The 21,874-nt window shown below is 74.5% G+C and carries 16 protein-coding genes and 1 pseudogene; 1 reads left to right on the plus strand and 16 read right to left on the minus strand.

Annotated features, from left to right (window positions below):
• Positions 1-46: 46 nt before the first annotated feature.
• The 9 genes from BX286_RS17245 to bldG form a co-directional block, all read right to left on the minus strand.
• A complete protein-coding gene (locus tag BX286_RS17245; RefSeq protein WP_121015408.1) occupies positions 47-1,258 on the minus strand; it encodes a DNA polymerase III subunit delta' in 1,212 nt (403 codons plus the stop codon).
• 130 nt (positions 1,259-1,388) lie between these two features.
• A complete protein-coding gene (tmk, locus tag BX286_RS17250) occupies positions 1,389-4,628 on the minus strand; it encodes a dTMP kinase (RefSeq protein WP_121015410.1) in 3,240 nt (1,079 codons plus the stop codon).
• A 131-nt stretch (positions 4,629-4,759) separates the two neighbouring features.
• Positions 4,760-7,630, minus strand: coding sequence for a type I DNA topoisomerase (gene topA / locus BX286_RS17255; RefSeq protein WP_079428160.1), 2,871 nt, complete (start codon positions 7,628-7,630; stop codon positions 4,760-4,762).
• A 267-nt stretch (positions 7,631-7,897) separates the two neighbouring features.
• Positions 7,898-8,095, minus strand: coding sequence for a hypothetical protein (locus tag BX286_RS17260; protein WP_042820710.1), 198 nt, complete (start codon positions 8,093-8,095; stop codon positions 7,898-7,900).
• A gap of 196 nt (positions 8,096-8,291) precedes the next feature.
• A complete protein-coding gene (locus tag BX286_RS17265) occupies positions 8,292-9,806 on the minus strand; it encodes a methyltransferase (RefSeq protein ID WP_121015412.1) in 1,515 nt (504 codons plus the stop codon).
• A gap of 169 nt (positions 9,807-9,975) precedes the next feature.
• Positions 9,976-10,530 carry a small secreted protein gene (locus BX286_RS17270; protein WP_079428165.1) on the minus strand — a complete coding sequence of 185 codons (555 nt, stop codon included), beginning with the start codon at positions 10,528-10,530 and terminating at the stop codon, positions 9,976-9,978.
• A 186-nt stretch (positions 10,531-10,716) separates the two neighbouring features.
• Positions 10,717-13,122, minus strand: a complete 2,406-nt coding sequence (locus BX286_RS17275) for a sodium-translocating pyrophosphatase (RefSeq protein ID WP_100863415.1) — start codon at positions 13,120-13,122, stop codon at positions 10,717-10,719.
• A gap of 257 nt (positions 13,123-13,379) precedes the next feature.
• Positions 13,380-13,820 carry an ATP-binding protein gene (locus BX286_RS17280; RefSeq protein WP_079428170.1) on the minus strand — a complete coding sequence of 147 codons (441 nt, stop codon included), beginning with the start codon at positions 13,818-13,820 and terminating at the stop codon, positions 13,380-13,382.
• A gap of 103 nt (positions 13,821-13,923) precedes the next feature.
• Positions 13,924-14,265, minus strand: coding sequence for an anti-sigma factor antagonist BldG (gene bldG / locus BX286_RS17285; protein ID WP_007264942.1), 342 nt, complete (start codon positions 14,263-14,265; stop codon positions 13,924-13,926).
• 80 nt (positions 14,266-14,345) lie between these two features.
• On the opposite strand from bldG, the gene BX286_RS17290 reads away from it, so the two are divergent.
• Positions 14,346-16,787, plus strand: a complete 2,442-nt coding sequence (locus BX286_RS17290) for a DEAD/DEAH box helicase (protein ID WP_121015414.1) — start codon at positions 14,346-14,348, stop codon at positions 16,785-16,787.
• 75 nt (positions 16,788-16,862) lie between these two features.
• Here BX286_RS17290 and BX286_RS17295 read toward each other — a convergent pair.
• The 7 genes and pseudogenes from BX286_RS17295 to ssd form a co-directional block, all read right to left on the minus strand.
• Positions 16,863-17,123 (minus strand): annotated as a pseudogene (locus BX286_RS17295) (Rv3654c family TadE-like protein); the annotation flags it as partial.
• Positions 17,120-17,497 (minus strand): TadE family type IV pilus minor pilin, encoded by a 378-nt coding sequence (locus tag BX286_RS17300; RefSeq protein WP_079428175.1) that lies wholly within the window; start codon positions 17,495-17,497, stop codon positions 17,120-17,122. The gene BX286_RS17300 and the pseudogene BX286_RS17295, both read right to left, overlap by 4 nt.
• Positions 17,484-17,681, minus strand: a complete 198-nt coding sequence (locus tag BX286_RS17305) for a DUF4244 domain-containing protein (RefSeq protein WP_079428178.1) — start codon at positions 17,679-17,681, stop codon at positions 17,484-17,486. The genes BX286_RS17300 and BX286_RS17305 overlap by 14 nt, the downstream gene beginning before the upstream one ends.
• A 97-nt stretch (positions 17,682-17,778) precedes the next feature.
• Complete coding sequence (locus BX286_RS17310; RefSeq protein WP_100863413.1) at positions 17,779-18,558, minus strand: type II secretion system F family protein; 780 nt, start codon at positions 18,556-18,558, stop codon at positions 17,779-17,781.
• Positions 18,558-19,442, minus strand: a complete 885-nt coding sequence (locus BX286_RS17315; protein WP_261993450.1) for a type II secretion system F family protein — start codon at positions 19,440-19,442, stop codon at positions 18,558-18,560. The genes BX286_RS17310 and BX286_RS17315 overlap by 1 nt, the downstream gene beginning before the upstream one ends.
• Positions 19,439-20,587 carry a TadA family conjugal transfer-associated ATPase gene (locus BX286_RS17320; protein ID WP_079428184.1) on the minus strand — a complete coding sequence of 383 codons (1,149 nt, stop codon included), beginning with the start codon at positions 20,585-20,587 and terminating at the stop codon, positions 19,439-19,441. The genes BX286_RS17315 and BX286_RS17320 overlap by 4 nt, the downstream gene beginning before the upstream one ends.
• Positions 20,584-21,759, minus strand: a complete 1,176-nt coding sequence (ssd, locus tag BX286_RS17325) for a septum site-determining protein Ssd (protein WP_121017672.1) — start codon at positions 21,757-21,759, stop codon at positions 20,584-20,586. Before ssd ends, BX286_RS17320 begins: the two co-directional genes overlap by 4 nt.
• Between the last annotated feature and the right edge of the window lie 115 nt (positions 21,760-21,874).

Genomic DNA, 21,874 nt, shown 5'->3' on the forward strand with positions numbered 1-21,874 from the left:
TGCCGGGACGCCTGTCCGTCGGCCGCCGCTCGTACGGGTGAACCCGTCAGCCGGCCCGCAGGGCCATGGTCATGGCCTCCACCGCCAGGAGCGGGGCCACGTTCCGGTCGAGGGCCTCGCGGCAGGCGATGATCGCCTCGATGCGCCGCAGCGTGCGCTCCGGACCGGAGGCGCGGGCGATCCGGTCGAGGTCCGGGCGTATGTCCTCGTTGGCGATGGCCAGGGCCGAGCCGAGCTGGAGGGCCAGGACGTCCCGGTAGAAGCCGGTCAGGTCGGTGAGGGCGAGGTCGAGGCTGTCGCGCTGGGTGCGGGTGCGGCGGCGTTTCTGGCGGTCCTCCAGTTCCTTCATCACCCCGGCCGTGCCGCGCGGCAGCCGGCCGCCGGCCCCCGCTCCAGCGCCGAGCGCGGCCCTCAGCTCCTCGGTCTCCCGCGTGTCGACCTCCTCGGCGACCTGCTTGGCGTCCTCCGCGGCGGCGTCGACGAGCTCCTGCGCCGCCTTGAGGCAGCCGCCGACGTCGTCCACCCGCAGCGGGAGCTTCAGCACGGAGGCGCGCCGGGTGCGGGCGGCCTCGTCGGTGGCGAGCCGGCGGGCCCGGTCGATGTGCCCCTGGGTGGCGCGGGCGGCGGCCGCGGCGGCGGCGGGCTCCACGCCGTCGCGCCGCACCAGGACCTCGGCCACCGCCGCCACGGACGGGGTGGTCAGGCTCAGGTGCCGGCAGCGGGAGCGGATGGTGGGCAGCACATCCTCCAGGGAGGGCGCGCACAGCAGCCAGACCGTACGGGGCGCGGGCTCCTCCACGGCCTTCAGCAGGACGTTGCCCGCGCCCTCGGTGAGCCGGTCGGCGTCCTCCAGGACGATCACCTGCCAGCGGCCGACGGCCGGCGACAGCTGGGCTCGGCGGACCAGCTCGCGGGTCTCCTTCACGCCGATCGACAGCAGATCGGTGCGGACGATCTCCACATCGGCGTGCGTCCCGGCCAGGGTGGTGTGGCAGCCGTCGCAGAATCCGCAGCCCGGTTCACCGCCGAGGGCGCGGTCCGGGCTGACGCACTGGAGGGCCGCCGCGAAGGCGCGGGCGGCGGTGGCCCGTCCGGAGCCGGGCGGGCCGGTGAACAGCCAGGCGTGGGTCATCTTGGAGCCGGGCGGCAGCGGCTGTCCCTCGGCGACGGCCGAGACCAGGGCGTCGGCGTCGCGGGCGGCCGAGGCCAGCTGCGCCTGCACGCGCGCCTGTCCCACCAGGTCGTCCCACACGGGCATCCCGCCCACCGCCTTTCACCGTCCGCCGGTGCTCCGCACCCGCCTGCCCTGCCTGCCCTGCCTGCCCTGCTCACATTGTGGCGCGTGCCACTGACAATCCGTCCCCGCCCTGGGAGGACCGGCCGCCGGGTCAGCGGCGGCGCCGCCGGCCGCCCCGGCCGTCCGCGTCACCCTGGTCGTCCCGGGCATCCCGGCCGTCCGGGCGCGGGCCGAGCAGTTCGTCCACCAGGCTCGGCAGGTCGTCCATCGGAGTCGCCTCGGCCCAGTCGGAGGGGGCCCGGCGCGGCCGGCCGTCCTCGTCGAAGGCGGGGAGCTCGCGCGTCACGTCGTTCGCGGAGTCCCGGAAGATCCCCGGCGGCACCCGGTCGGCCGGCGGCTCCTGCGTGTGCGGGGCGGTCGGACGCTCCGCCGGACGGGTCCGCCCGTCCGGGGCGGCGGGAGCCTGGCCCTCGGGCCGTACGGCGGGCATGACCGCCGTCTCGTCGGACGGGCGCCGGGCGGACGGGTCGACCTTGGGCACGGGGACGGTCTGGGTGACGTCGTCGGGCTGGACGACCCGTCGCACCGCCGGCGTCTCGACCGTGAGCTCCTCGTCCGCCAGCAGCGGGTCCTTGCGCATCACGACCTTGGGCGCCGACGTCTCAGCCGGGGGCTCAGCCGCCGTCTCAGCGGGCGCGGCGGCGGGCGCGGCGGCCGGCCTCTCGGCAGCCTTCGCCGCCGCGGCGGCCGCAGCGGCCGAGGCCGCGGCGAGCTTGCGCGCCTCCTCCGCCCGCAGCAGGGCCTCCTCGGCCCGCCGCTGCTTCTCCCGCCGGAGCTCCTCCGCCTCGGCGCGCAGCCGGGCCTCCTCCGCCTCCTGGAGCCGGATCCGCTCGAGCTCGGCGGCGCGGGCCCGCTCCTCGGCCTCGGCGCGCAGCCGCTCGGCCTCGGCCCGCACCCGGGCCTCCTCCTCAACCCTGCGCCGCTCCTCCTCGGCCCTCACCCGGGCCTCCTCCGCCTTCCGCGCGGCCTCCACCTCGGCGAGCCGGCGGGCCTCCTCGGCCTCCCGCTCGGCCCTGATCCGCGCCTCCTCGGCCTCCCGGGCCAGACGGGCTTCCTCCTCGGCCCTCAGCCGGGCCTCCTCCGCCTTGCGCGCGGCCTCCTCCTCGGCCTTGCGCCGGGCTTCCTCCTCGGCGAGCCGGCGCGCTTCGAGCTGCGCGGCCACCTCCGCCTCGGACAGCGGGAGCATCCGGTCCAGGCGGTGGCGCACGACGGTGGTCACGGAGCCGGGGTCCTGGCCCGCGTCGACCACGAGGTAGCGGCCCGGGTCGGCGGCGGCCAGCGTCAGGAAACCGGCCCTCACCCGCTGGTGGAACTCGGTGGGCTCGGACTCCAGCCGGTCGGGGGCCTCGGTGAAGCGCTCCCGCGCGGTCTCCGGGGAGACGTCGAGCAGCACGGTCAGGTTCGGGACCAGGCCGTCCGTGGCCCAGCGGGAGATCCGGGCGATCTCCGTCGGGGACAGGTCGCGCCCGGCGCCCTGATAGGCGACCGAGGAGTCGATGTAGCGGTCGGAGATGACGACCGCGCCCCGCTCCAGGGCGGGCCGGACCACCGTGTCCACGTGCTCCGCGCGGTCGGCGGCGTACAGCAGCGCCTCGGCGCGGTTGGACAGCCCGGCGGAGGAGATGTCCAGCAGGATCGAACGGAGCCGCTTGCCGACCGGGGTGGCGCCCGGCTCCCGGGTCACGACGACCTCGTGGCCCTTGCCCCGTATCCAGTCGGCCAGCGCCTCGACCTGGGTGGACTTCCCGGCGCCGTCGCCGCCCTCCAGGGCGATGAAGAACCCGGTCGCGGACGGGGCCTGGACGGGCTCCCCACCGCGCAGCGCCTCGCGCAGGTCGCGGCGCAGCGGCACGCCGCCGCGGTCGTCGGCCCGGGTGAGGACCACGACGGCGGCGGGCAGCAGCAGCGCGCCGACCAGCATCAGGGTGTAGGCGGCGCCGCCGTGCGCGAGGACGATCCGGCCGGCCTCCAGCCGGTGCGGGCCGATCGCGGCGGCCAGCAGCGGGGCGGCCACCGCGCCGAGGGCCACGGCCACGCGGACCACGGCCTGCAGGTGCGCGGTGACCCGGGCGCGGCGGAACTCCTCGGTCTCCTGGTCGAGCAGGGTGTGGCCGGTGTTGGCGGCGACGCCGGCGGCGGTGCCCGCGAGCAGGGCCAGGAACAGCACGGTCGCCGTGTCCCGGACCAGTCCGGTCAGCAGCAGCGCCAGTCCGGCGACGGCCATGGCCAGGGCCAGCAGCCGGCGCCGGGACAGCCCGGGCAGCACCTTGCCGGCCTGGGTGGCGCGGATGCCGGCGGCGGTGCCGCCGACGAGGGCGAGCACCATCAGGGCGTACGAGGAGGGCCCGCCGCCCAGGTCGAAGGCGTGCAGCACGGCGACGGAGGCGGCGCAGGCGACGGCTCCGGCGACGGCGGCGCAGGCCAGCACGAGCAGCCGGATCGAGCCCGTACGGCCCTTCTCGGCACGGTCGCCCGCGCGGGGGGCGCGCAGCCCCTCCAGCGGCGAACGCGGCCTCGGGGTCTTCACGGCGGGCAGGGCCAGCGGCAGCAGCAGCGAGACGGAAGCGGCGAACAGGCCGGCGGCGACGTACGAGCCCAGCGCCGACTGGTTCACGGCGAACCAGTCCACGCCCAGGCCCAGCGCCCGCCCGACCAGCGTCGCGACGAGCAGGGCGGCGGCCGCGACGGGCATCGCCGCAAAGGCGGTGCGCAGGCTGAGGCGGCGCAGGGCGTCGAGGTGGTCCGGGAGCGGGCGTACCGTCGCCCCCTCCGGCGGCGGCGCGGGCAGCAGCGCGGGCGCGGCGCTCTCCTTGGCCAGGGTCCACACCCGCTCGGCGGAGCCGGAGACGAAGACGGTGGCCAGCAGGGCGACCGTGGCGTGCGCCGGGATCCAGTCGAGCCAGAGCGGGGCGACGACGAACAGCACGATCCGCAGCCCGTCGGCGCCGGCCATCGTCCAGCGGCGGTCCAGCTTGCCGCCGGGGGCGGTGAGCTGGGCCAGCGGTCCGAGCAGGACCGCGCCGAACAGGACGGTGGCGAGGACGCGCACCGCGAAGACGGCCGCGACGGCGAAGGCGGCGCCGCGGTAGCCGGTGCCGAAGAGGCCGCCGGTGGTGGTCGTGACGGTCGCCTGGAGGGTCAGCAGGACGAGGACCAGCAGGGCGAGGGCGTCACCGATGCCGCTCACCAGCTGGGCGCTCCACAGACGGCGCAGCCCGGGGGTGCGCAGCAGCGCGCGCACCGCTCGCTCGCGGGAGTCCGCGGCTAGGGCTTCGTCGTAGGCGGGGTTCTCGGAGGCGGTCACGACCGGTGGCTGCTCGGCTCGCGTCATCCGCCCAGCCTATCCGCTGCACTGGGCCGTTGCGGTGGCCTGTGGACGGGGCCCCGTGTGACCCCGCCCGCACCCCCGCCCGCACCCCGTCCGCAACCCGCTGTGCGGGGACGGGGCCCCGCCCCGGAGCCCTACTCGTCCGCCGGAGCGGCTGCCGTCGTCTTCTTCGCGGCCGCCGTCGCCTTCTTCGCCACCGTCTTCTTCGCGGCGGCCGTCTTGGCGGCCGTCGTCTTCGCGGCCGTCGTCTTAGCGGCCGTCGTCTTGGCGGCCGTCGTCTTCTTCGCGGTGGTCGTCTTCTTCGCCGCCGTGGCCTTCTTCGCCGGAGCCTTCTTCGCCGGAGCCTTCTTCGCGGTCTTCTTCGCCGGCCCCTTGGCCCGCTTCTCCGCGAGCAGCTCGTAGCCCCGCTCCGGCGTGATCGTCTCGACGTCGTCGTCCCGCCGCAGCGTCGCGTTCGTCTCGCCGTCCGTCACGTACGGGCCGAAGCGGCCGTCCTTGACGACCACCGGCTTCTCGCTGACCGGGTCCGTGCCCAGCTCCTTCAGCGGCGGCTTGGCCGCGGCCCGGCCCCGCTGCTTGGGCTGCGCGTAGATCGCCAGGGCCTCGTCCAGGGTGATCGAGAAGAGCTGGTCCTCGGTCTCCAGGGACCGCGAGTCCGTGCCCTTCTTCAGGTACGGGCCGTAGCGGCCGTTCTGGGCCGTGATCTCCACGCCCTCCGCGTCCGTGCCGACGACGCGCGGCAGCGACATCAGCCGCAGGGCGTCCTCGAGGGTGACCGTGTCCAGGGACATGCTCTTGAACAGGGAGGCCGTCCGCGGCTTGACCGCGTTCTTGCCCGTCTTCGGCGTGCCCTCGGGCAGGATCTCCGTCACGTACGGCCCGTAACGACCGTCCTTCGCGACGATTTCGTTCCCGCTCACCGGGTCCTTGCCCAGCTCGAACTCGCCGCTCGGCTTCGCGAACAGCTCCTCCGCGTACTCGACCGTCAGCTCGTCCGGAGCCAGGTCGTCCGGCACGTCGGCCCGCTGGTGGCCCTCCGCGTCCTTCTCGCCGCGCTCCACGTACGGGCCGTAGCGGCCGACGCGCAGCACGATGCCGTCGCCGACAGGGAAGGAGGAGATCTCCCGGGCGTCGATCGCGCCCAGGTCCGTGACCAGCTCCTTCAGACCGCCGAGCGCGTCGCCGTCGGCCGGTACGACCTCGGTGGCGTGCTCGGAGCCGAAGTAGAACCGCTTCAGCCACGGCACGGACTGGGCCTCGCCGCGCGCGATGCGGTCGAGGTCGTCCTCCATCTTGGCGGTGAAGTCGTAGTCGACGAGCCGGCCGAAGTGGGTCTCCAGCAGGTTCACGACGGCGAAGGAGAGGAAGGACGGGACGAGCGCCGTGCCCTTCTTGAAGACGTAGCCGCGGTCGAGGATCGTGCCGATGATCGACGCGTACGTCGACGGGCGGCCGATCTCCCGCTCCTCCAGCTCCTTGACCAGCGAGGCCTCGGTGTAGCGGGCCGGGGGCTTGGTCGCGTGGCCGTCGGCGGTGATCTCCTCGGCGGTCAGCGCGTCGCCCTCGGCGACCTGCGGCAGCCGGCGCTCACGGTCGTCCAGCTCGGCGTTCGGGTCGTCGGCGCCCTCGACGTAGGCCTTCATGAAGCCGTGGAAGGTGATCGTCTTGCCGGAGGCGCTGAACTCGGCGTCCCGGCCGTCGCTCGCCCGCCCGCCGATCTTCACGGTCACGGAGTTACCGGTCGCGTCCTTCATCTGGGAGGCGACGGTCCGCTTCCAGATCAGCTCGTACAGCCGGAACTGGTCGCCGGTCAGGCCCGTCTCGGCGGGGGTGCGGAAACGATCACCCGAAGGCCGGATCGCCTCGTGCGCCTCCTGCGCGTTCTTGACCTTGCCCGCGTAGACGCGCGGCTTCTCGGGCAGGTAGTCGGCCCCGTAGAGCTGCGTGACCTGCGCCCGCGCCGCCGCCACGGCGGTGTCGGAGAGCGTCGTGGAGTCCGTACGCATGTAGGTGATGAAGCCGTTCTCGTACAGCTTCTGCGCCACCTGCATCGTCGCCTTCGCGCCGAAGCCCAGCTTGCGCGAGGCCTCCTGCTGGAGGGTCGTCGTGCGGAACGGGGCGTACGGGGAGCGGCGGTACGGCTTGGACTCGACCGAGCGGACGGAGAAGTCGGCGCCCTGGAGCGCGGCGGCGAGCGCCCGCGCGTTCGCCTCGTCGAGGTGCAGCACCTCGCCCTTGAGCTGCCCGTTCGGGCCGAAGTCGCGGCCCTGGGCGACGCGCTTGCCGTCCACCGTGTTCAGGCGGGCGACCAGCGTCGAGGGGTCGGAGGCGTCACCGGCGCGGCCGGTGCCGAAGGTGCCGGTCAGGTCCCAGTACTCGGCGGAGCGGAAGGCGATGCGCTCGCGCTCCCGCTCGACGACGAGGCGGGTGGCCACGGACTGGACGCGGCCGGCCGACAGCCGCGGCATGACCTTCTTCCACAGGACCGGCGAGACCTCGTAGCCGTAGAGGCGGTCGAGGATGCGGCGGGTTTCCTGGGCGTCGACCATGCGCTGGTTGAGCTCGCGCGGGTTGGCGACGGCGTCGCGGATGGCGTCCTTGGTGATCTCGTGGAAGACCATCCGGTGGACGGGGACCTTGGGCTTGAGGACTTCCTGGAGGTGCCATGCGATGGCTTCGCCCTCGCGGTCCTCATCGGTGGCGAGGAAGAGTTCGTCGGACTCGGCCAGCAGGTCCTTGAGCTTCCTGACCTGGGCCTTCTTGTCCGCGTTGACGACGTAGATCGGCGCGAAGTCGTGCTCGACGTCCACGCCGAGGCGGCGGACCTCGCCGGTGTACTTGTCGGGGACCTCGGCGGCGCCGTTCGGGAGGTCGCGGATGTGCCCGACGCTCGCCTCGACGACGTACCCAGGGCCCAGGTAGCCCTTGATCGTCTTCGCCTTGGCAGGGGACTCGACAATGACGAGTCGGCGGCCGCCCTGTGCGGTCTCGCTAGTCGGGGACAACTTGGCTCTTCTCTCCGGTCGGCACTCGGTCGCAGTACGGCGACGCTGCGGAGTGTGACGGTACAACCCGCCCCCGTGTCAAACGGCACAAGCCCGCAACGGCCACTCGAACGGTAACCCGACAAGTGCCATTTCTGCCGCCCGGATGCCGCGCCGGGCCCCTCCCGGTCACCGGGCCGAGTGGCCTGGGGGCCGTCTGGCCCCGCCCGCGCACCCGCCCCGACGTCGTATTTCACACCCCGCTGGAGATCATCGCCCTTCCGCGCCTCAGAACCGCTGGAGGCACCAGACTCCCAGGGCCAGCGAGCCCGCGCCGGCGAGCAGCGCCAGCGGTACGGCCACCGCGGGGCGCACGCCCTCGGCGACCGGCGCCCGACGGCCGGCCCGCGCCCCCGTCCACACCAGCAGAGCCGCCCCGAACAGCAGGAACACGCCCGCCGCGAAGACCGCCGGACCGCGTTCCATGCCGTTCCCCCTCCACCCGGGCCGCCCGGGGGATCCCCCCGAATCCCCCGCTGCCCGGGAGCCTGCCACCCGTGGGGATACGGCGGGCGAACCCCGGGTTACATCACGGGTTCGCCCGGCGCCGCGAACCCGGGCCGGCTACCGGAGCAGGCACCGGCGGGCCGCGGAACGGCTACCGGGCCGGCTACCGGGCCGGCTACCGGTGCGGCTCCTGCACGGGCTCCAGGAACCCCTGCTCGACCAGCATCCGGATCGCCTCCGGGGTGCGGTCCCGCAGCAGGACCGGGTCCTCCTCGACCAGCTGGGCGATCGCGTCGAGGATCCGGCCGGCGCTGAGCGAACCGTCGCACACCCCGGCGAAACCCGCCCCGACCGTGTCCACCTTGGTGGCCCGGCGCATCCCGCGGTTCTGCCGGAGCACCACGTGCTCGGGGTCCTCCGCGCCGGGCGCGCCGACCTGCTCCTGGACGACCTCCTCGGTCAGCCGGAAGTACCCGGCCAGCAGCGCGGCGTCGTCGTGTTCGCGCAGGTAGTCCTGGCGGGCGAAGTGCGCCAGGACGGTCTCGCCGAGCGGCTGCTCCACCGTGTGCGGCCACTCCTCGACCACGATCGAGGGCTCGGCCGCGTCGGTGCGGCGCAGCGTGATCCAGCCGAAGCCGACGGCCTTGGTCTTGCGGGACTCGAACTCGTCCAGCCAGTCCTCGTAACGAGCCGCGTACTCGGCCGGGTCGCTGCGGTGGTCGCCGGCGTCGCGCAGCCACAGCTCGGCGTACTGCGTCACGTCCTGTACGTCACGCTGCACGATCCACGCGTCACAGCCGCGCGGCACCCAGGAGCGGACCCGGTCGTGCCAGTCCTCGCCCTCGACGTGCTGCCAGTTGCCGAGGAACTGGGCGAAGCCACCGGGGTTGAGGTGGTCCCCCGCCTGCTGGACCAGGGTCCGGCACAGGTCGTCCCCGCCCATCCCGCCGTCGCGGTAGGTGAGCCGGGCGGCGGGGGAGATGACGAAGGGCGGGTTCGACACGATCAGGTCGTACGTGGCGTCGCCGACGGGCTCGAACAGGGAGCCGGTGAGCAGCTCGGCCTCCGGCGCCCCGGAGAGCGCCAGCGTCAGCCGGGTGAATTCCAGGGCGCGCGGGTTGACGTCGGTGGCGGTGACGCGGGTGGCGTGCTGGGCGGCGTGCAGGGCCTGGATCCCGGATCCGGCGCCCAGGTCGAGGGCCGAGCCGACGGGGATGCGGACGGTGATCCCGGCCAGGGTGGTGGAGGCCCCGCCGACGCCGAGGACGACGCCCTCCTCGCGGCTGCCGATGCCGCCGGCCCCGCCGACGGCGCAGCCGAGGTCGGAGACGATGAACCAGTCCTCGCCGTCGGGACCGCCGTACGGGCGCACGTCGACGGTGGCGTGCACCTCGTCGCCCTCCCGCCGCAGCCACCCGTCGGCGAGCGCCGCCTCGACGGGCAGCGCCTGGGCGGCGTGCACGTGGGGCACGGGGCACTGCAGGAGGAACAGCCGCACCAGGGTGGCGAGGGGGCCGTCGCCGTGGCTGCGCGTGGCGCGCAGGGCGGGGACCGTCTCGCTGCGGGCGAGCGCGGCGTAGGCGGGGGCGCCGAGCAGGTCGAGCAGCCCGTCGGCGGTGAAACCGGCGGCGAGGAAGGCTTCTCGGAGCTCGGCGGCGCGGGCGGGCTGGGGGAGGCTGGTGGTACTCACCCGTCCATTGTGGCCGCTGGGGCCGGTGATCCGCGCGATCCCCGGGGCACGGCGGCCGGGTCCGCCCTGGACCTCGGCCGGCCGGACCGCGTACGCCCGCCCGCGCCCCGTGCGGCGGCGGCTACGTGAGCACCTGCTTGAGCACCCTCTTGGGCGAATACTCGGGTACCTACTTGGGCGCCGAGACCTGGCAGCCCTTCTGGGTGTAGATCACCTTGAGACCGGTCGAGTTGAGCTTCTCCTTGCTCGCGGTCTCGTTGGCCGCGACCTCCGTGAGACCGCCGGCGACCTGCTGGAGACCGTCCGCGAACTTGCTCTGGTCCTTGGGGTCGAGGGCGTCGATCTTCGTCTTGAGGTCGGTGTAGCCCTTGGAGATCTCGCCGTAGCTCTTGACCACCGAGTCCTGTGCGGCCTTGCCGTCCTTGACCGGGGCCTCACCGGCCGCCGTCAGGGAGGCGGCCATGCTCTTGTAGGAGTCGGAAAGGGTCTGGAACGCGGACGAGTCGGTCTTCTGGACCTCCTCCGGCTTGCTGCTCTGCGAGGCGACCCGCTTCAGCTCGTCGTTGGTGTCCTTGATCTTGGTGAGCTGGGGCTCCCACTTGTCGCAGACCTTCTTGGCCCAGGCGTCAGCCTTCTTGTCCCCGCCGTCGTCACCGCCGCAGCCGGACAGCGCGAGCATCAGTACCGCACCGCAGGACACCGCGGCCGCAAGCTTCTTGTTCACCGGATTGGTCCCTTCGAAGGCTCTCGGCCGGAAGATACACGCCCGCCATCCGAGTACACACAAAGGCGGACGGACGGCGCGTCAGTACGCGCCGCCCGTCCGCCGTTCGGGCGCATCCCCGACCGGTCGGCCCACCGGTCGCGGGCCGTTCCCGGCCGCCCGGGCCGCCTCAGGCGCTCCGCGGGGTCAGGAGACCGTCGCCGGGTCCGCCGGCTGGGCCACGCGCTCCGCGGCGGCCCCCTCCCCCTCGTCGTCGCCGACGGCGATGCCGCGGCGCTTGGAGGCGTACACCGCGCCGATGATGACCAGCAGCGCGAGCGCCGCGACCACGGCCCGGACGGTCACGCTCGTGTCCGCGCCGTAGCTGAACTGCACGACGGCCGGGGCGATCAGCAGGGCCACCAGGTTCATGACCTTCAACAGCGGGTTGATGGCCGGACCGGCGGTGTCCTTGAAGGGGTCGCCGACCGTGTCGCCGATGACGACCGCGGCGTGGGCCTCGCTGCCCTTGCCACCGTGGTGGCCGTCCTCGACGAGCTTCTTCGCGTTGTCCCACGCGCCACCGGAGTTGGCGAGGAAGACCGCCATCAGGGTGCCGCAGCCGATGGCGCCCGCGAGGAAGGAGCCGAGCGCACCGACGCCGAGGGTGAAGCCGACCGCGATCGGGGTGAGCACGGCGAGCAGACCCGGCGTGGCCAGTTCGCGCAGGGCGTCCTTGGTGCAGATGTCCACGACGCGCCCGTACTCGGGCTTCTCGGAGTAGTCCATGATCCCGGGGTGCTCGCGGAACTGGCGGCGCACCTCGTAGACGACGGCGCCCGCGGAGCGGGACACGGCGTTGATGGCCAGGCCCGAGAACAGGAACACGACGGCCGCGCCGAGGATCAGGCCGACCAGGTTGTTGGGCTGGGCGATGGAGAGGCTGAGGTTCATCTCCCCGGCCTTGGCGCCGACCGACTTGACCGCGTTGGTGATGGCGTCGTTGTACGAGCCGAAGAGCGCGGCCGCGGCCAGGACGGCGGTGGCGATGGCGATGCCCTTGGTGATGGCCTTGGTGGTGTTGCCGACGGCGTCGAGGTCGGTGAGGACCTGGGCGCCGGCGCCCTCGACGTCGCCGGACATCTCCGCGATGCCCTGGGCGTTGTCGGAAACCGGGCCGAAGGTGTCCATGGCGACGATGACGCCGACCGTGGTGAGCAGGCCGGTGCCGGCCAGGGCCACCGCGAAGAGCGCGAGCATGATCGACGTGCCGCCGAGCAGGAAGGCCCCGTAGACGCCGAGGCCGATGAGCAGCGCCGTGTAGACGGCGGACTCCAGGCCGACGGAGATGCCGGCGAGGACCACGGTGGCGGGGCCGGTCAGCGAGGTCTTGCCGATGTCCCGGACGGGGCGGCGGTTGGTCTCGGTGAAGTAGCCGGTCAGCTGCTGGATCAGGGCCGCGAGCACGATGCCGATGGCGACGGCGACGACGGCCAGGACGCGCGGGTCGCCGGAGTGGCCGAGGATCGCGGCGTCCTCGACCCCGGTGAGCTCCTTGTAGGTGGCCGGGAGGTAGGCGTAGACGGCGGCCCCGACGAGCACCAGGGAGATCACCGCGGAGATGAAGAAGCCGCGGTTGATCGCCGTCATCCCGCTGCGGTCGGCGCGGCGCGGGGCCACGGCGAAGATGCCGATCATGGCGGTGATGACGCCGATGGCGGGCACGATCAGCGGGAAGGCGAGGCCGAGGTCGCCGAAGGCGGCCTTGCCGAGGATGAGGGCGGCCACGAGGGTGACGGCGTAGGACTCGAAGAGGTCGGCCGCCATCCCCGCGCAGTCGCCGACGTTGTCGCCCACATTGTCGGCGATGGTCGCGGCATTGCGCGGATCGTCCTCCGGAATGCCCTGCTCGACCTTGCCGACCAGGTCGGCGCCCACGTCGGCGGCCTTGGTGAAGATGCCGCCGCCCACGCGCATGAACATCGCGATGAGCGCGGCGCCGAGGCCGAAGCCCTCCAGCACCTTGGGGGCGTCGGCGGCGTAGACGAGCACGACGCAGGAGGCGCCGAGCAGGCCGAGGCCGACGGTGAACATGCCGACCACGCCGCCCGTGCGGAAGGCGATCTTCATGGCCTTGTGGGCGACTTCGGTCAGGTCCTTGGCGGGCTCGCCCTCGGCGGGGGTGGCCTCGCGGGCGGCCGCTGCGACGCGGACGTTGGCGCGCACGGCGAGGCGCATGCCGATGTAGCCGGTGGTGGCCGAGAAGAGGGCGCCGACGAGGAAGAAGGCGGAGCGCCCGGAGCGCTGCGTCCAGTCGTCGGCGGGGAGCAGGAAGAGCAGGAAGAAGACCACGACGGCGAAGATGCCGAGGGTGCGCAACTGGCGGCCCAGGTAGGCGTTCGCGCCCTCCTGCACCGCCGCCGCGATTTTCTTCATGTTGGTAGTGCCCTCGTCGGCCGCGAGGACCTGGCGGACCAGGATCTGCGCGACCACGAGGGCGGCCAGTGCGATGCCCGCGATGACGAACACGATGAGCCGGTTGTCATCCGTGAGTACTGCGGCCGCCAGATCGCCGGTGTGATCCACGGCTTGGGGGGTGAAGAGCCCCGTCATTCGTCCTCCTTGACGTGATGAGCTCAAGATGTGGACGGATTGTAGGGAGCGCGCCCTGATCAAAACAGTGGGCGTGAAACGGAATTGGCGTGCTCTTGCTCCTCAGCAATAGATCGCGTCACTCCTTTACCCCCGAAAGAGGTAATGGGGCAAAGCCATTGACGGCCGATCAACGATCTAGAGGATTTCCTGGGGAATGAAAAAGGCCCTGCTCAGCAGGGCCTTGATAAAGATCGGAAGATAGGACGGGCACGGCCTTACGGAAGATCGGAAACCCTGGCGACGGGCCAGCGCATCCGGATCGTTCCGCCCGATTCACCACTGGTCACGGAGACGTCGTCGACGAGCCCGCTGATCACGGCGAGCCCCATCTCGTCCTCACCGTCGGCATCCGGATCCAGGGCCGCGTCCATACCGGGCACCGGCTCGGAGGAACCGCCGGCCGGCCCGGGCACCTCGTCGCCGACCTCGATGGAGAACAGCTTCTCCTCCTCGGTCAGCACCACCCGGACGGGCGCGGTCAGCCCGTTGCTGCGGTGCAGTCCGACGGCACGGGAACAGGCCTCGCCCACGGCGAGGCGGACCTCGTCGAGGACGGCTTCCTCCACCCCCGCCCGGCGCGCCACGGCGGCCGCGACCAGGCGGGCCGTGCGGACGTGTTCGGGCTGGGCGCTGAAACGCAGTTCAACGGTGGCCATGTGCGTCCCCCTCGGACTACAGGCGTGCCTTGACAGGGGCCCGGACCACCCATGGTCCGGGTACCCCCGCTCCTCGACGGCTCCTCGTACCCGGAGCCGTATGTCAGTCGGTGGCCTGGACGGCGTCTTCCACCGAGGTGTGGATCGGGAACACCTTCGTCAGACCGGTGATCCGGAAGATCTTCAGGATGCGCTCCTGGTTGCAGACCAGACGCAGCGAGCCCTCGTGCGCACGGACGCGCTTGAGGCCTCCCACGAGCACACCGAGGCCGGTGGAGTCGAGGAAGTCCACTCGCTCCATGTCGACAACCAGGTGGTAGCTGCCGTCGTTCACCAACTCCACCAACTGCTCGCGCAGCTTGGGCGCGGTATACACATCAATCTCGCCACCGACCTCTACGACCGTGCGGTCGCCGACAGTGCGAGTCGACAGGGACAGGTCCACGGATCCTCCAGCACCTTGCTATCGAGCGGCGCCCCCCAGGGGCCTCCCACCCGAAGGTAGGGGAGGGATCGGCTGCCGCGATGGCATTCAATCACTTACCGGCAGGCGCGCACGACGCCTTGAGACCATTGTCCCGCACGTCGGTGACACACTCGGTTCCAATGGCCAACACTCACCGCCCCGGTCCGGCCACGGCACCGGCGGACCCACGACCCACCCCCGGCACCATTCTGAACCGCCTGTCACGGGGGCCTTCCCGGGCTGCGCGCATCACCCATACGGAGCACTTGCCCCCTCGGGAGGGCCGTCATGCGGTCTGGCCGCACCTGGTCCGAACGGATGTAGTGGCCGCCATCCAGGCGGCGGGCATCGAACACCCGTGGGAACACCAGGCCGCGGCCGCCGAGCTCGCCCTGCACGGCGAGTCGGTGGTCATCGCCACCGGAACCGCCTCGGGCAAGTCCCTGGCCTATCTGGCCCCCGTGCTGACGGCCCTCGCCGACGGAGCCGAGGCGCCGAACGGGCGCGGTGCGACCGCCCTCTACCTGGCTCCGACCAAGGCTCTGGCCGCCGACCAGCGGCGCGCCGTCCGGGAACTCTCCGCACCCCTCGGGAACGCCGTGCGACCGGCCGTGTACGACGGGGACACACCCGTCGAGGAACGCGAGTGGGTGCGCCAGTACGCCAACTACGTGCTGACCAACCCCGACATGCTGCACCGCGGCATACTGCCCTCCCATCCCCGCTGGTCCTCCTTCCTCAAGGCCCTGCGCTACGTCGTCATCGACGAGTGCCACACCTACCGCGGCGTGTTCGGCTCGCACGTCGCCCAGGTGCTCCGACGGCTGCGCCGGCTGTGCGCCCGCTACGGCTCCGAACCGGTGTTCCTGCTGGCCTCCGCCACGGCGAGCGACCCGGCGGCCGCCGCCTCCCGGCTGACCGGAGTCCCGGTCACCGGGATCACCGACGACGCCTCCCCGCGCGGCGAGGTGGTCTTCGCCCTGTGGGAGCCGCCTCTGACCGAGCTGAAGGGCGAGCGGGGCGCCCCGGTGCGCCGCACCGCGACGGCGGAGACCGCCGACCTGCTGACCGACCTGGTGGTCCAGGGGGTCCGGACGGTGGCCTTCGTCCGTTCCCGGCGCGGCGCCGAGCTGATCTCCGTGATCGCCAAGGAGCGGCTGGCCGAGGTGGACCGGTCCCTGCCCCGGCGGGTCGCCGCCTACCGGGGCGGCTACCTGCCCGAGGAGCGCCGCGCCCTGGAGCGGGCCCTGCACTCCGGGGAACTGCTGGGGCTGGCCGCCACCACGGCCCTGGAGCTCGGCGTGGACGTGTCCGGCCTGGACGCCGTGCTGATCGCCGGCTATCCGGGCACGCGGGCCTCGCTGTGGCAGCAGGCGGGGCGCGCCGGGCGCTCGGGGCAGGGCGCCCTGGCGGTGCTGATCGCCCGCGACGACCCGCTGGACACGTATCTGGTCCACCACCCCGAGGCCCTCTTCCGGCAGCCTGTGGAGGCCACCGTGCTGGACCCCGACAACCCCTACGTGCTGGCCCCGCACCTGTGCGCGGCCGCCGCCGAGCTGCCCCTGACCGAGGCCGACCTGGACCTCTTCGGCCCGGCCACGGCCGGGCTGCTGCCCCAGCTGGAGGCGGCGAAGCTGCTGCGGCGGCGAACCGCGGCCTGGCACTGGACCCGCCGGGAGCGCGCCTCGGACCTGACCGACATCCGCGGCGGCGGGGGCCGCCCGGTCCAGATCGTCGAGGCCGGGACCGGACGGCTGCTGGGCACGGTGGACGAGTCCGCCTCCCACACCGCGGTCCACGACGGCGCCGTCCACCTCCACCAGGGCCGCACGTACCTGGTGCGGCGGCTGGACCTGGAGGAGTCCGTCGCCCTGGTCGAGGAGGCGGACCCGCCCTTCTCCACCACGGCCCGCGACACCACCTCGATCTCCATCCTGGAGACCGAGACCGAGGTCCCCTGGGGCGCGGCCCGGCTCTGCTACGGCTCGGTCGAGGTCACCAACCAGGTGGTGTCCTACCTGCGCCGCAAGCTGATCACCGGCGAGGTGCTCGGGGAGGCCAAGCTGGACCTGCCGCCGCGCACCCTGCGCACCCGGGCCGTGTGGTGGACGGTCACCGAGGACCAGCTCGACGAGGCCCGGATCAACCCGGAGATCCTCGGCGGCGCCCTGCACGCCGCCGAGCACGCCTCCATCGGTCTGCTCCCGCTGTTCGCCACCTGCGACCGCTGGGACATCGGCGGGGTCTCCGTCCCGCTGCACCCGGACACCCTGCTGCCCACGGTGTTCGTCTACGACGGCCACCCGGGCGGCGCCGGCTTCGCGGAGCGGGCCTTCCACACGGCCCGGGAATGGCTGACGGCCACCCGGGACGCCATCGCCGCCTGCGAGTGCGAGGCGGGCTGCCCCTCCTGCATCCAGTCCCCCAAGTGCGGCAACGGCAACGACCCCCTCCACAAACGCGGCGCCATCCGCCTCCTCGGCCGCCTCCTGGCCCCCTGACCCCCGGGGCAGGGGCGGGCCCGCGCGGGCGGCGGCCGCCGGGGCGAAGGGGCCGGCCCGGACCACGGCGGTGACCTCGGCCACCTCGCCCCCGACCCGGCACCGGGCCACCACTGCCCCCTGGGCCCCGGCCACCCGCCCGGCCGCCGCACAGGCGGCGAGCGGGCCGTGCGCCCAGGTGGCCGCCGCCGCGAGGGCCGCCAGATCCGCCGCGGCCCCCGCCCGGTGCCGGGCCACCACCGCCTGGCCCAGCAGCAGCACGCCCCCGAACACCGCCACCAGCGCGGTGGCCACCACGGTGGCCCACACCGTCGCGGAGCCCCGGTCCCGGCTCATGGCGGCGGCCCCACGCTGTCCTCGGCCAGGGCCACCGCCCGCGCCCCGATCCGTACCGGCAGCCCGGCCGGCCCCGGGGCGGGCGCCTCCACCCGCACCCGCCACAGGTCCCCGGACCGCTCCAGCTGCACCTCGGCCCCCGGCGGGGCGGCCTGTCTGGCCGCAGCCAGCGCCGCCCCGGCCGGTTCGGACCGGGCCGCCGCCCGGGCGCCCGCCCGGGCGGCGTCCACACACCGGATCTGCGCGGCCGCGGCCATCAGCGCCCACACCAGCAGGGCCGCCAGCAGCACCAGGGCCGGAATGACGAGTGCCGCCTCCGCCGTCACATAACCCCGGTCCAGGGCGACCGGCGGCTTTCGCTCAGAAGGGCGCATCGAGCGCCTTCCCGATGGTCGACTGAAGGGCCGTCGCGACCACGTCACTCGTCACCACCTTGTACAGAACCGCGGCGAACGCACAGGCCGCGATCGTGCCCATGGCGTATTCCGAAGTCGACATTCCGGCGTCGCTCCCGCGACCGCTCAGTGCCGCCCGCAGACGAAACCAGATGATCCTCATGACAACCTCCTGTGGAATTACGTTCTTGATGTGATTTCAGGTTTTGATTGCGAAACTCCCGGCGAGAGCGCCCCGGCCTCCGGAGGGCTCCGGGATTTCAGCCGGCCGACAGCAGACCGGAGGCCATTCCGATCACCACCGGCGCCACCCCGACCGCCAGGAAGGCGGGGAGGAAGCACAGCCCGACCGGCGCGGTGACGAGCACCGCGGCCCGCTGGGCCCGGGCGCCCGCCCGCCGGGAGCGGTCGGCCCGCAGGGCCGCCGCCAGCCGGGAGACCGGCTCCGCGGCGGGCGCCCCCGTCCGCGCCGCGCGCTCCAGGCACTCCGCCAGCCCCCGGGCCCCGGGTATGCCCGCCAACCTCCCCCACGCCGCTCCCGGTTCACCGCCCAGCCGCAGCTCCGCCCCCGCGAGCGCCAGCCGCTCGCCCACCGCACCGCCCAGCGACTCCCCCACCACCTCGGCCGCCTCCACCGGCCCCGCACCCGCCGCCAGACAGGCGGCCAGCAGATCCGCCGCGAACGGCAACTCCCGCTCCGCCTCCTGCGGGTCGACCCCGGCGGGAGGCCGCGGCCGGGCCGACCACCACCGCACCCCGGTGGCGGCGCCGCACCCGGCGAGCAGCCCCCACGCCCCGCCGACCAGCACCCAGCCGGCCAGCAGCGCCCCGGCCGGCGCCGCCCACGCCACCACCACCGCCCGCACCCGGCGGCCCCGCGGCGGCCCGCGCCGCACGGGCCGGGCGGCCCGGAAGACCGCCGCGAGCCTGCGCCGTACCGCCCGCCGCCCCAGCCGCGCCGACACCGCCGAGGCCAGGCACCACACCACCGCAGCCAGGCACAGGACCGTCCCCAGCCTGTGGACCACCGGTCCGCCCATCACCGCTCCCCCGTCCGTACGATCCGCCCGCACCACAGCAGCCCCAGCGCTTCCAGGACCCCGCCCGCCATCAGGCAGCCCCACCCCACCGGGGAGTGCAGCAGCACCTCCAGCGGATCCGCCCCGAGGGCGGTCCCCATCAGCAGCCCCACCAGCGGCAGCAGGGCGAGCACCACCGTCGTGGACCTGGCCCCCGCCAGCTGGGCCCGCAGGGACTCCTTGCGGTCCCGCTCGGCCCGCAGGGCGCCCTCCAGCCGGTCCAGGCCTGCCGCCAGGCCCGCGCCGCCGTCCACCGAGACCCGCCAGCAAGCCGCCATCGCGGCCAGCCCCTCCGCGCCCGGCTCCCCCGCCGCCTCATGGAGGGCGCAGGCCACGTCCCCGCCGAAGGCCGCGGCGGCCAGCACGGCCGCCTCCGCCGGGCCCGGACCGCCGGGACCGGCCGACGTACGCCGTATCGCCGCCGTCAGGGCCTGCCCGGGCTGGGCACCCGCCCTCAGCTCCCCGACCACGGCCCCGCACAGCTCCACCACCCCGGCGGCCCGGGCGTCCCGCGCCCGCTCCCGCTCCCGGGCCCGCAGCCACCTGCGCAGCAGCGGCACCGAGGCCGCCCCCAGCACCAGCGGGATCACCGAGCCGCCCAGCACGGCCACCAGCAGCCCGGCCGCGAGCACCACCCCCTCCCGCCACCAGGCGGCCCGCCCCCGCACGGCCGCCACCAGCCGCCACCCGGGCGAGGGCCCGCGCGGCACGGCCGGCCCTCCTCCCGCCAGCACCAGCCGGGTCCGGCGGGACACCCCGTCGCCCCCGGCCAGCCCCCAGGCCGCCGCCCCCGCGCACAGCACCCCGGCGAACACCGGCACCGACCCGAGCGCCCCGGCGTTCACCGCGCACCCCGCAGCAGCGGACCGAGCCGCTCCCAGCCCCGCTCCCGCAGGAACCCGCGGGCACCCCAGCGCAGCGCGGGTACGGTCACCACGAGCCCGTCCGGATCCCGCTCCAGCACATGGACCTCCGCCACCCGGCGCCGCCCCGCCCGGTCGCGGGCCAGATGGACCACGAGGGTCAGCGCGGCCGCCAGCTGGCTGTGCAGGGCGGCCCGGTCGAGTCCGGCGGCGGTACCGAGCGCCTCCAGCCGGGCGGGGACGTGCTCGGCGGCATTGGCGTGGACCGTGCCGCAGCCCCCCTCGTGCCCGGTGTTCAGCGCGGCCAGCAGATCGGCCACCTCGGCGCCGCGCACCTCGCCGACCACCAGCCGGTCGGGGCGCATCCGCAGGGCCTGGCGGACCAGGTCGGCGAGGGTGACCAGGCCCGCACCCTCCTGGTTCGCGGGCCGGGTCTCCAGCCGCACCACATGGGGGTGGTCCGGCCGCAGTTCGGCGGAGTCCTCGGCCAGCACGATCCGTTCGGCCGGCCCGACCAGTCCGAGCAGGGCGCTGAGGAGGGTGGTCTTGCCCGTGCCCGTCCCGCCGGAGACGAGGAAGGACAGCCGGGCCTCGACCATCGCCCGCAGCAGCCGCTGCCCGCCCGGCGGGAGGGTCCCCGCGGCGACCAGCTCCTCCAGCGTGAACGCCTTGGGCCGCACCACCCGCAGGGACAGGCACGCCGACCCGACGGCCACCGGCGGGAGGACGGCATGCAGCCGGGTGCCGTCCGGCATCCGGGCGTCCACCCAGGGCCGGGCGTCGTCCAGCCGCCTCCCCGCGACGGCGGCCAGCCGCTGGGCCAGCCTGCGCACGGCCTCGGCGTCGGCGAAGGTCACCTCCGTCAGCTCCAGGCCGCCGCCCCGGTCCACCCACACCCGGTCGGGGGCGGCCACCAGCACATCGGTGACCCCGGGGTCGCCGAGCAGCCGCTCCAGCGGGCCCGCGCCGACCAGCTCGGACCGCAACTCGGCCGCCGCACCCAGCACTTCCGCGTCCCCGAGCAGCCGGCCCTGCGCCCGCAGGGCCGCCGCGACCCGGGCCGGCGTGGGCTCCGCACCGCTCTCGGCGAGGCGCCGGCGTACCGCGTCCAGCAGGACCGCGCTCATGCCGGCACCCCCTGCGCCGGGCCGAGGGCCCGCTGCCAGAAGCCGTCGCAGAAGCGGGCCAGCGCACCCCGCGCGCCGGGCGGTTCCCCCTCGGCCACCCGCCCCGGGAGCCCCACCTCCACCGGAACCTCCCCGGCCAGCGGCGCTCCCAGCAGCCCCGCGACCGCTTCGGCGTCGAGCCCCTGCCGGCAGCGGCCCCGTACGACCACGCGGACGTCCCCGGCCACCATCCGCACCCCGGCGGCGACGCGCCCCGCCGCGGCCACCGACCGCAGCTCGCCGGGGACCACCAGCAGGACGAGGTCCAGCTGGGCCAGTACCTCCGCCACGGCCTCGTCCACCCGCCGGGGCAGGTCGACCACGACCACCCCGCCGCGCCGCCGGGCGGCGGCCACCACCGACCGCATGGCGGCGGGCGGCACCACCACCCGGTCCCCGCGGTCCCAGCTCAGCACCCGCAGCGCGTGCAGTTCGGGAAGGGACTCCTCCAGCGCCCCGGCTCCGACCCGGCCCCGCGAGGCGGCGAAGTCCGGCCAGCGCAGCCCCTCGGCGCCCTCACCGCCGAGCAGGACGTCCATGCCGCCGCCGAGGGGGTCACCGTCGATGAGGATGGTGCGCTCCCCGGACCGGGCGGCCCGCAGCGCCAGGGCGCAGGCGAGGGTGGACGCCCCGGCCCCGCCGCTGCCGCCGATGACGCCGACCGTGAGGGCGGGCCGTCCGGCCCCTTCGACCACGTCGGCGAGACGGTCGACGAGCCGGTTCTCGGCGTCGGGCAGCCGCAGCACCTCCTCGGCGCCGATCTCCACGGCCCGCTGCCACACGAAGGGGTCGTCGAGGTCCCGGCCGACGAGGAACACCCCTTCCCGGCGCGGCGCCCCGCGCACCCGGCGGGCGGCGTCGTCCCCGACCAGGACCAGCGGGGCCGTCTCCCACCCGGCGCCTCCGCCCGGAGCCGCGGCGTCCACGTCACCGCCGCCGGGGTCCCCTGCGGCTCCGCTTTGCTCCGGCACCGCATGGTGCACATGCGGCTCGGCGCCCGCGGCGGCGCACAGCCGCAGCAGATCGTCGAGGAGCAGCGGGTCCTCGGTGATGATCAGCGGCCGCCCACCGCCGGGCCCGGACCCGCCGGCGCGGGCGCCCGGCCCGCTCCCGCCCGCCGCACCGGTCTCCAGCGCTTCACACGACTTCGATCCAGCCACGATCTCCGCCCCCTTCTCACTGCAAATCCACACGCCGCGGACTTCGCGGCTGGAATCACGGTGCAGGGGTCCGGAAAAAGAAGTGGAT

The organism is Streptomyces sp. 3211.6 (assembly GCF_003634815.1).
Lineage (GTDB): Bacteria > Actinomycetota > Actinomycetes > Streptomycetales > Streptomycetaceae > Streptomyces > Streptomyces katrae_A.

What these genes read in the sequence shown, in the direction of transcription:
- BX286_RS17245 (WP_121015408.1), bottom strand. Translation starts at nt 1,258, where the DNA reads ATGCCCGTGTGGGACGACCTGGTGGGACAGGCGCGCGTGCAGGCGCAG.
- tmk (WP_121015410.1), bottom strand. Translation starts at nt 4,628, where the DNA reads ATGACGCGAGCCGAGCAGCCACCGGTCGTGACCGCCTCCGAGAACCCC.
- BX286_RS17260 (WP_042820710.1), bottom strand. Translation starts at nt 8,095, where the DNA reads ATGGAACGCGGTCCGGCGGTCTTCGCGGCGGGCGTGTTCCTGCTGTTC.
- BX286_RS17275 (WP_100863415.1), bottom strand. Translation starts at nt 13,122, where the DNA reads ATGACGGGGCTCTTCACCCCCCAAGCCGTGGATCACACCGGCGATCTG.
- BX286_RS17280 (WP_079428170.1), bottom strand. Translation starts at nt 13,820, where the DNA reads ATGGCCACCGTTGAACTGCGTTTCAGCGCCCAGCCCGAACACGTCCGC.
- BX286_RS17290 (WP_121015414.1), top strand. Translation starts at nt 14,346, where the DNA reads ATGGCATTCAATCACTTACCGGCAGGCGCGCACGACGCCTTGAGACCA.
- BX286_RS17300 (WP_079428175.1), bottom strand. Translation starts at nt 17,497, where the DNA reads ATGCGCCCTTCTGAGCGAAAGCCGCCGGTCGCCCTGGACCGGGGTTAT.
- BX286_RS17305 (WP_079428178.1), bottom strand. Translation starts at nt 17,681, where the DNA reads ATGAGGATCATCTGGTTTCGTCTGCGGGCGGCACTGAGCGGTCGCGGG.
- BX286_RS17310 (WP_100863413.1), bottom strand. Translation starts at nt 18,558, where the DNA reads ATGGGCGGACCGGTGGTCCACAGGCTGGGGACGGTCCTGTGCCTGGCT.
- BX286_RS17320 (WP_079428184.1), bottom strand. Translation starts at nt 20,587, where the DNA reads ATGAGCGCGGTCCTGCTGGACGCGGTACGCCGGCGCCTCGCCGAGAGC.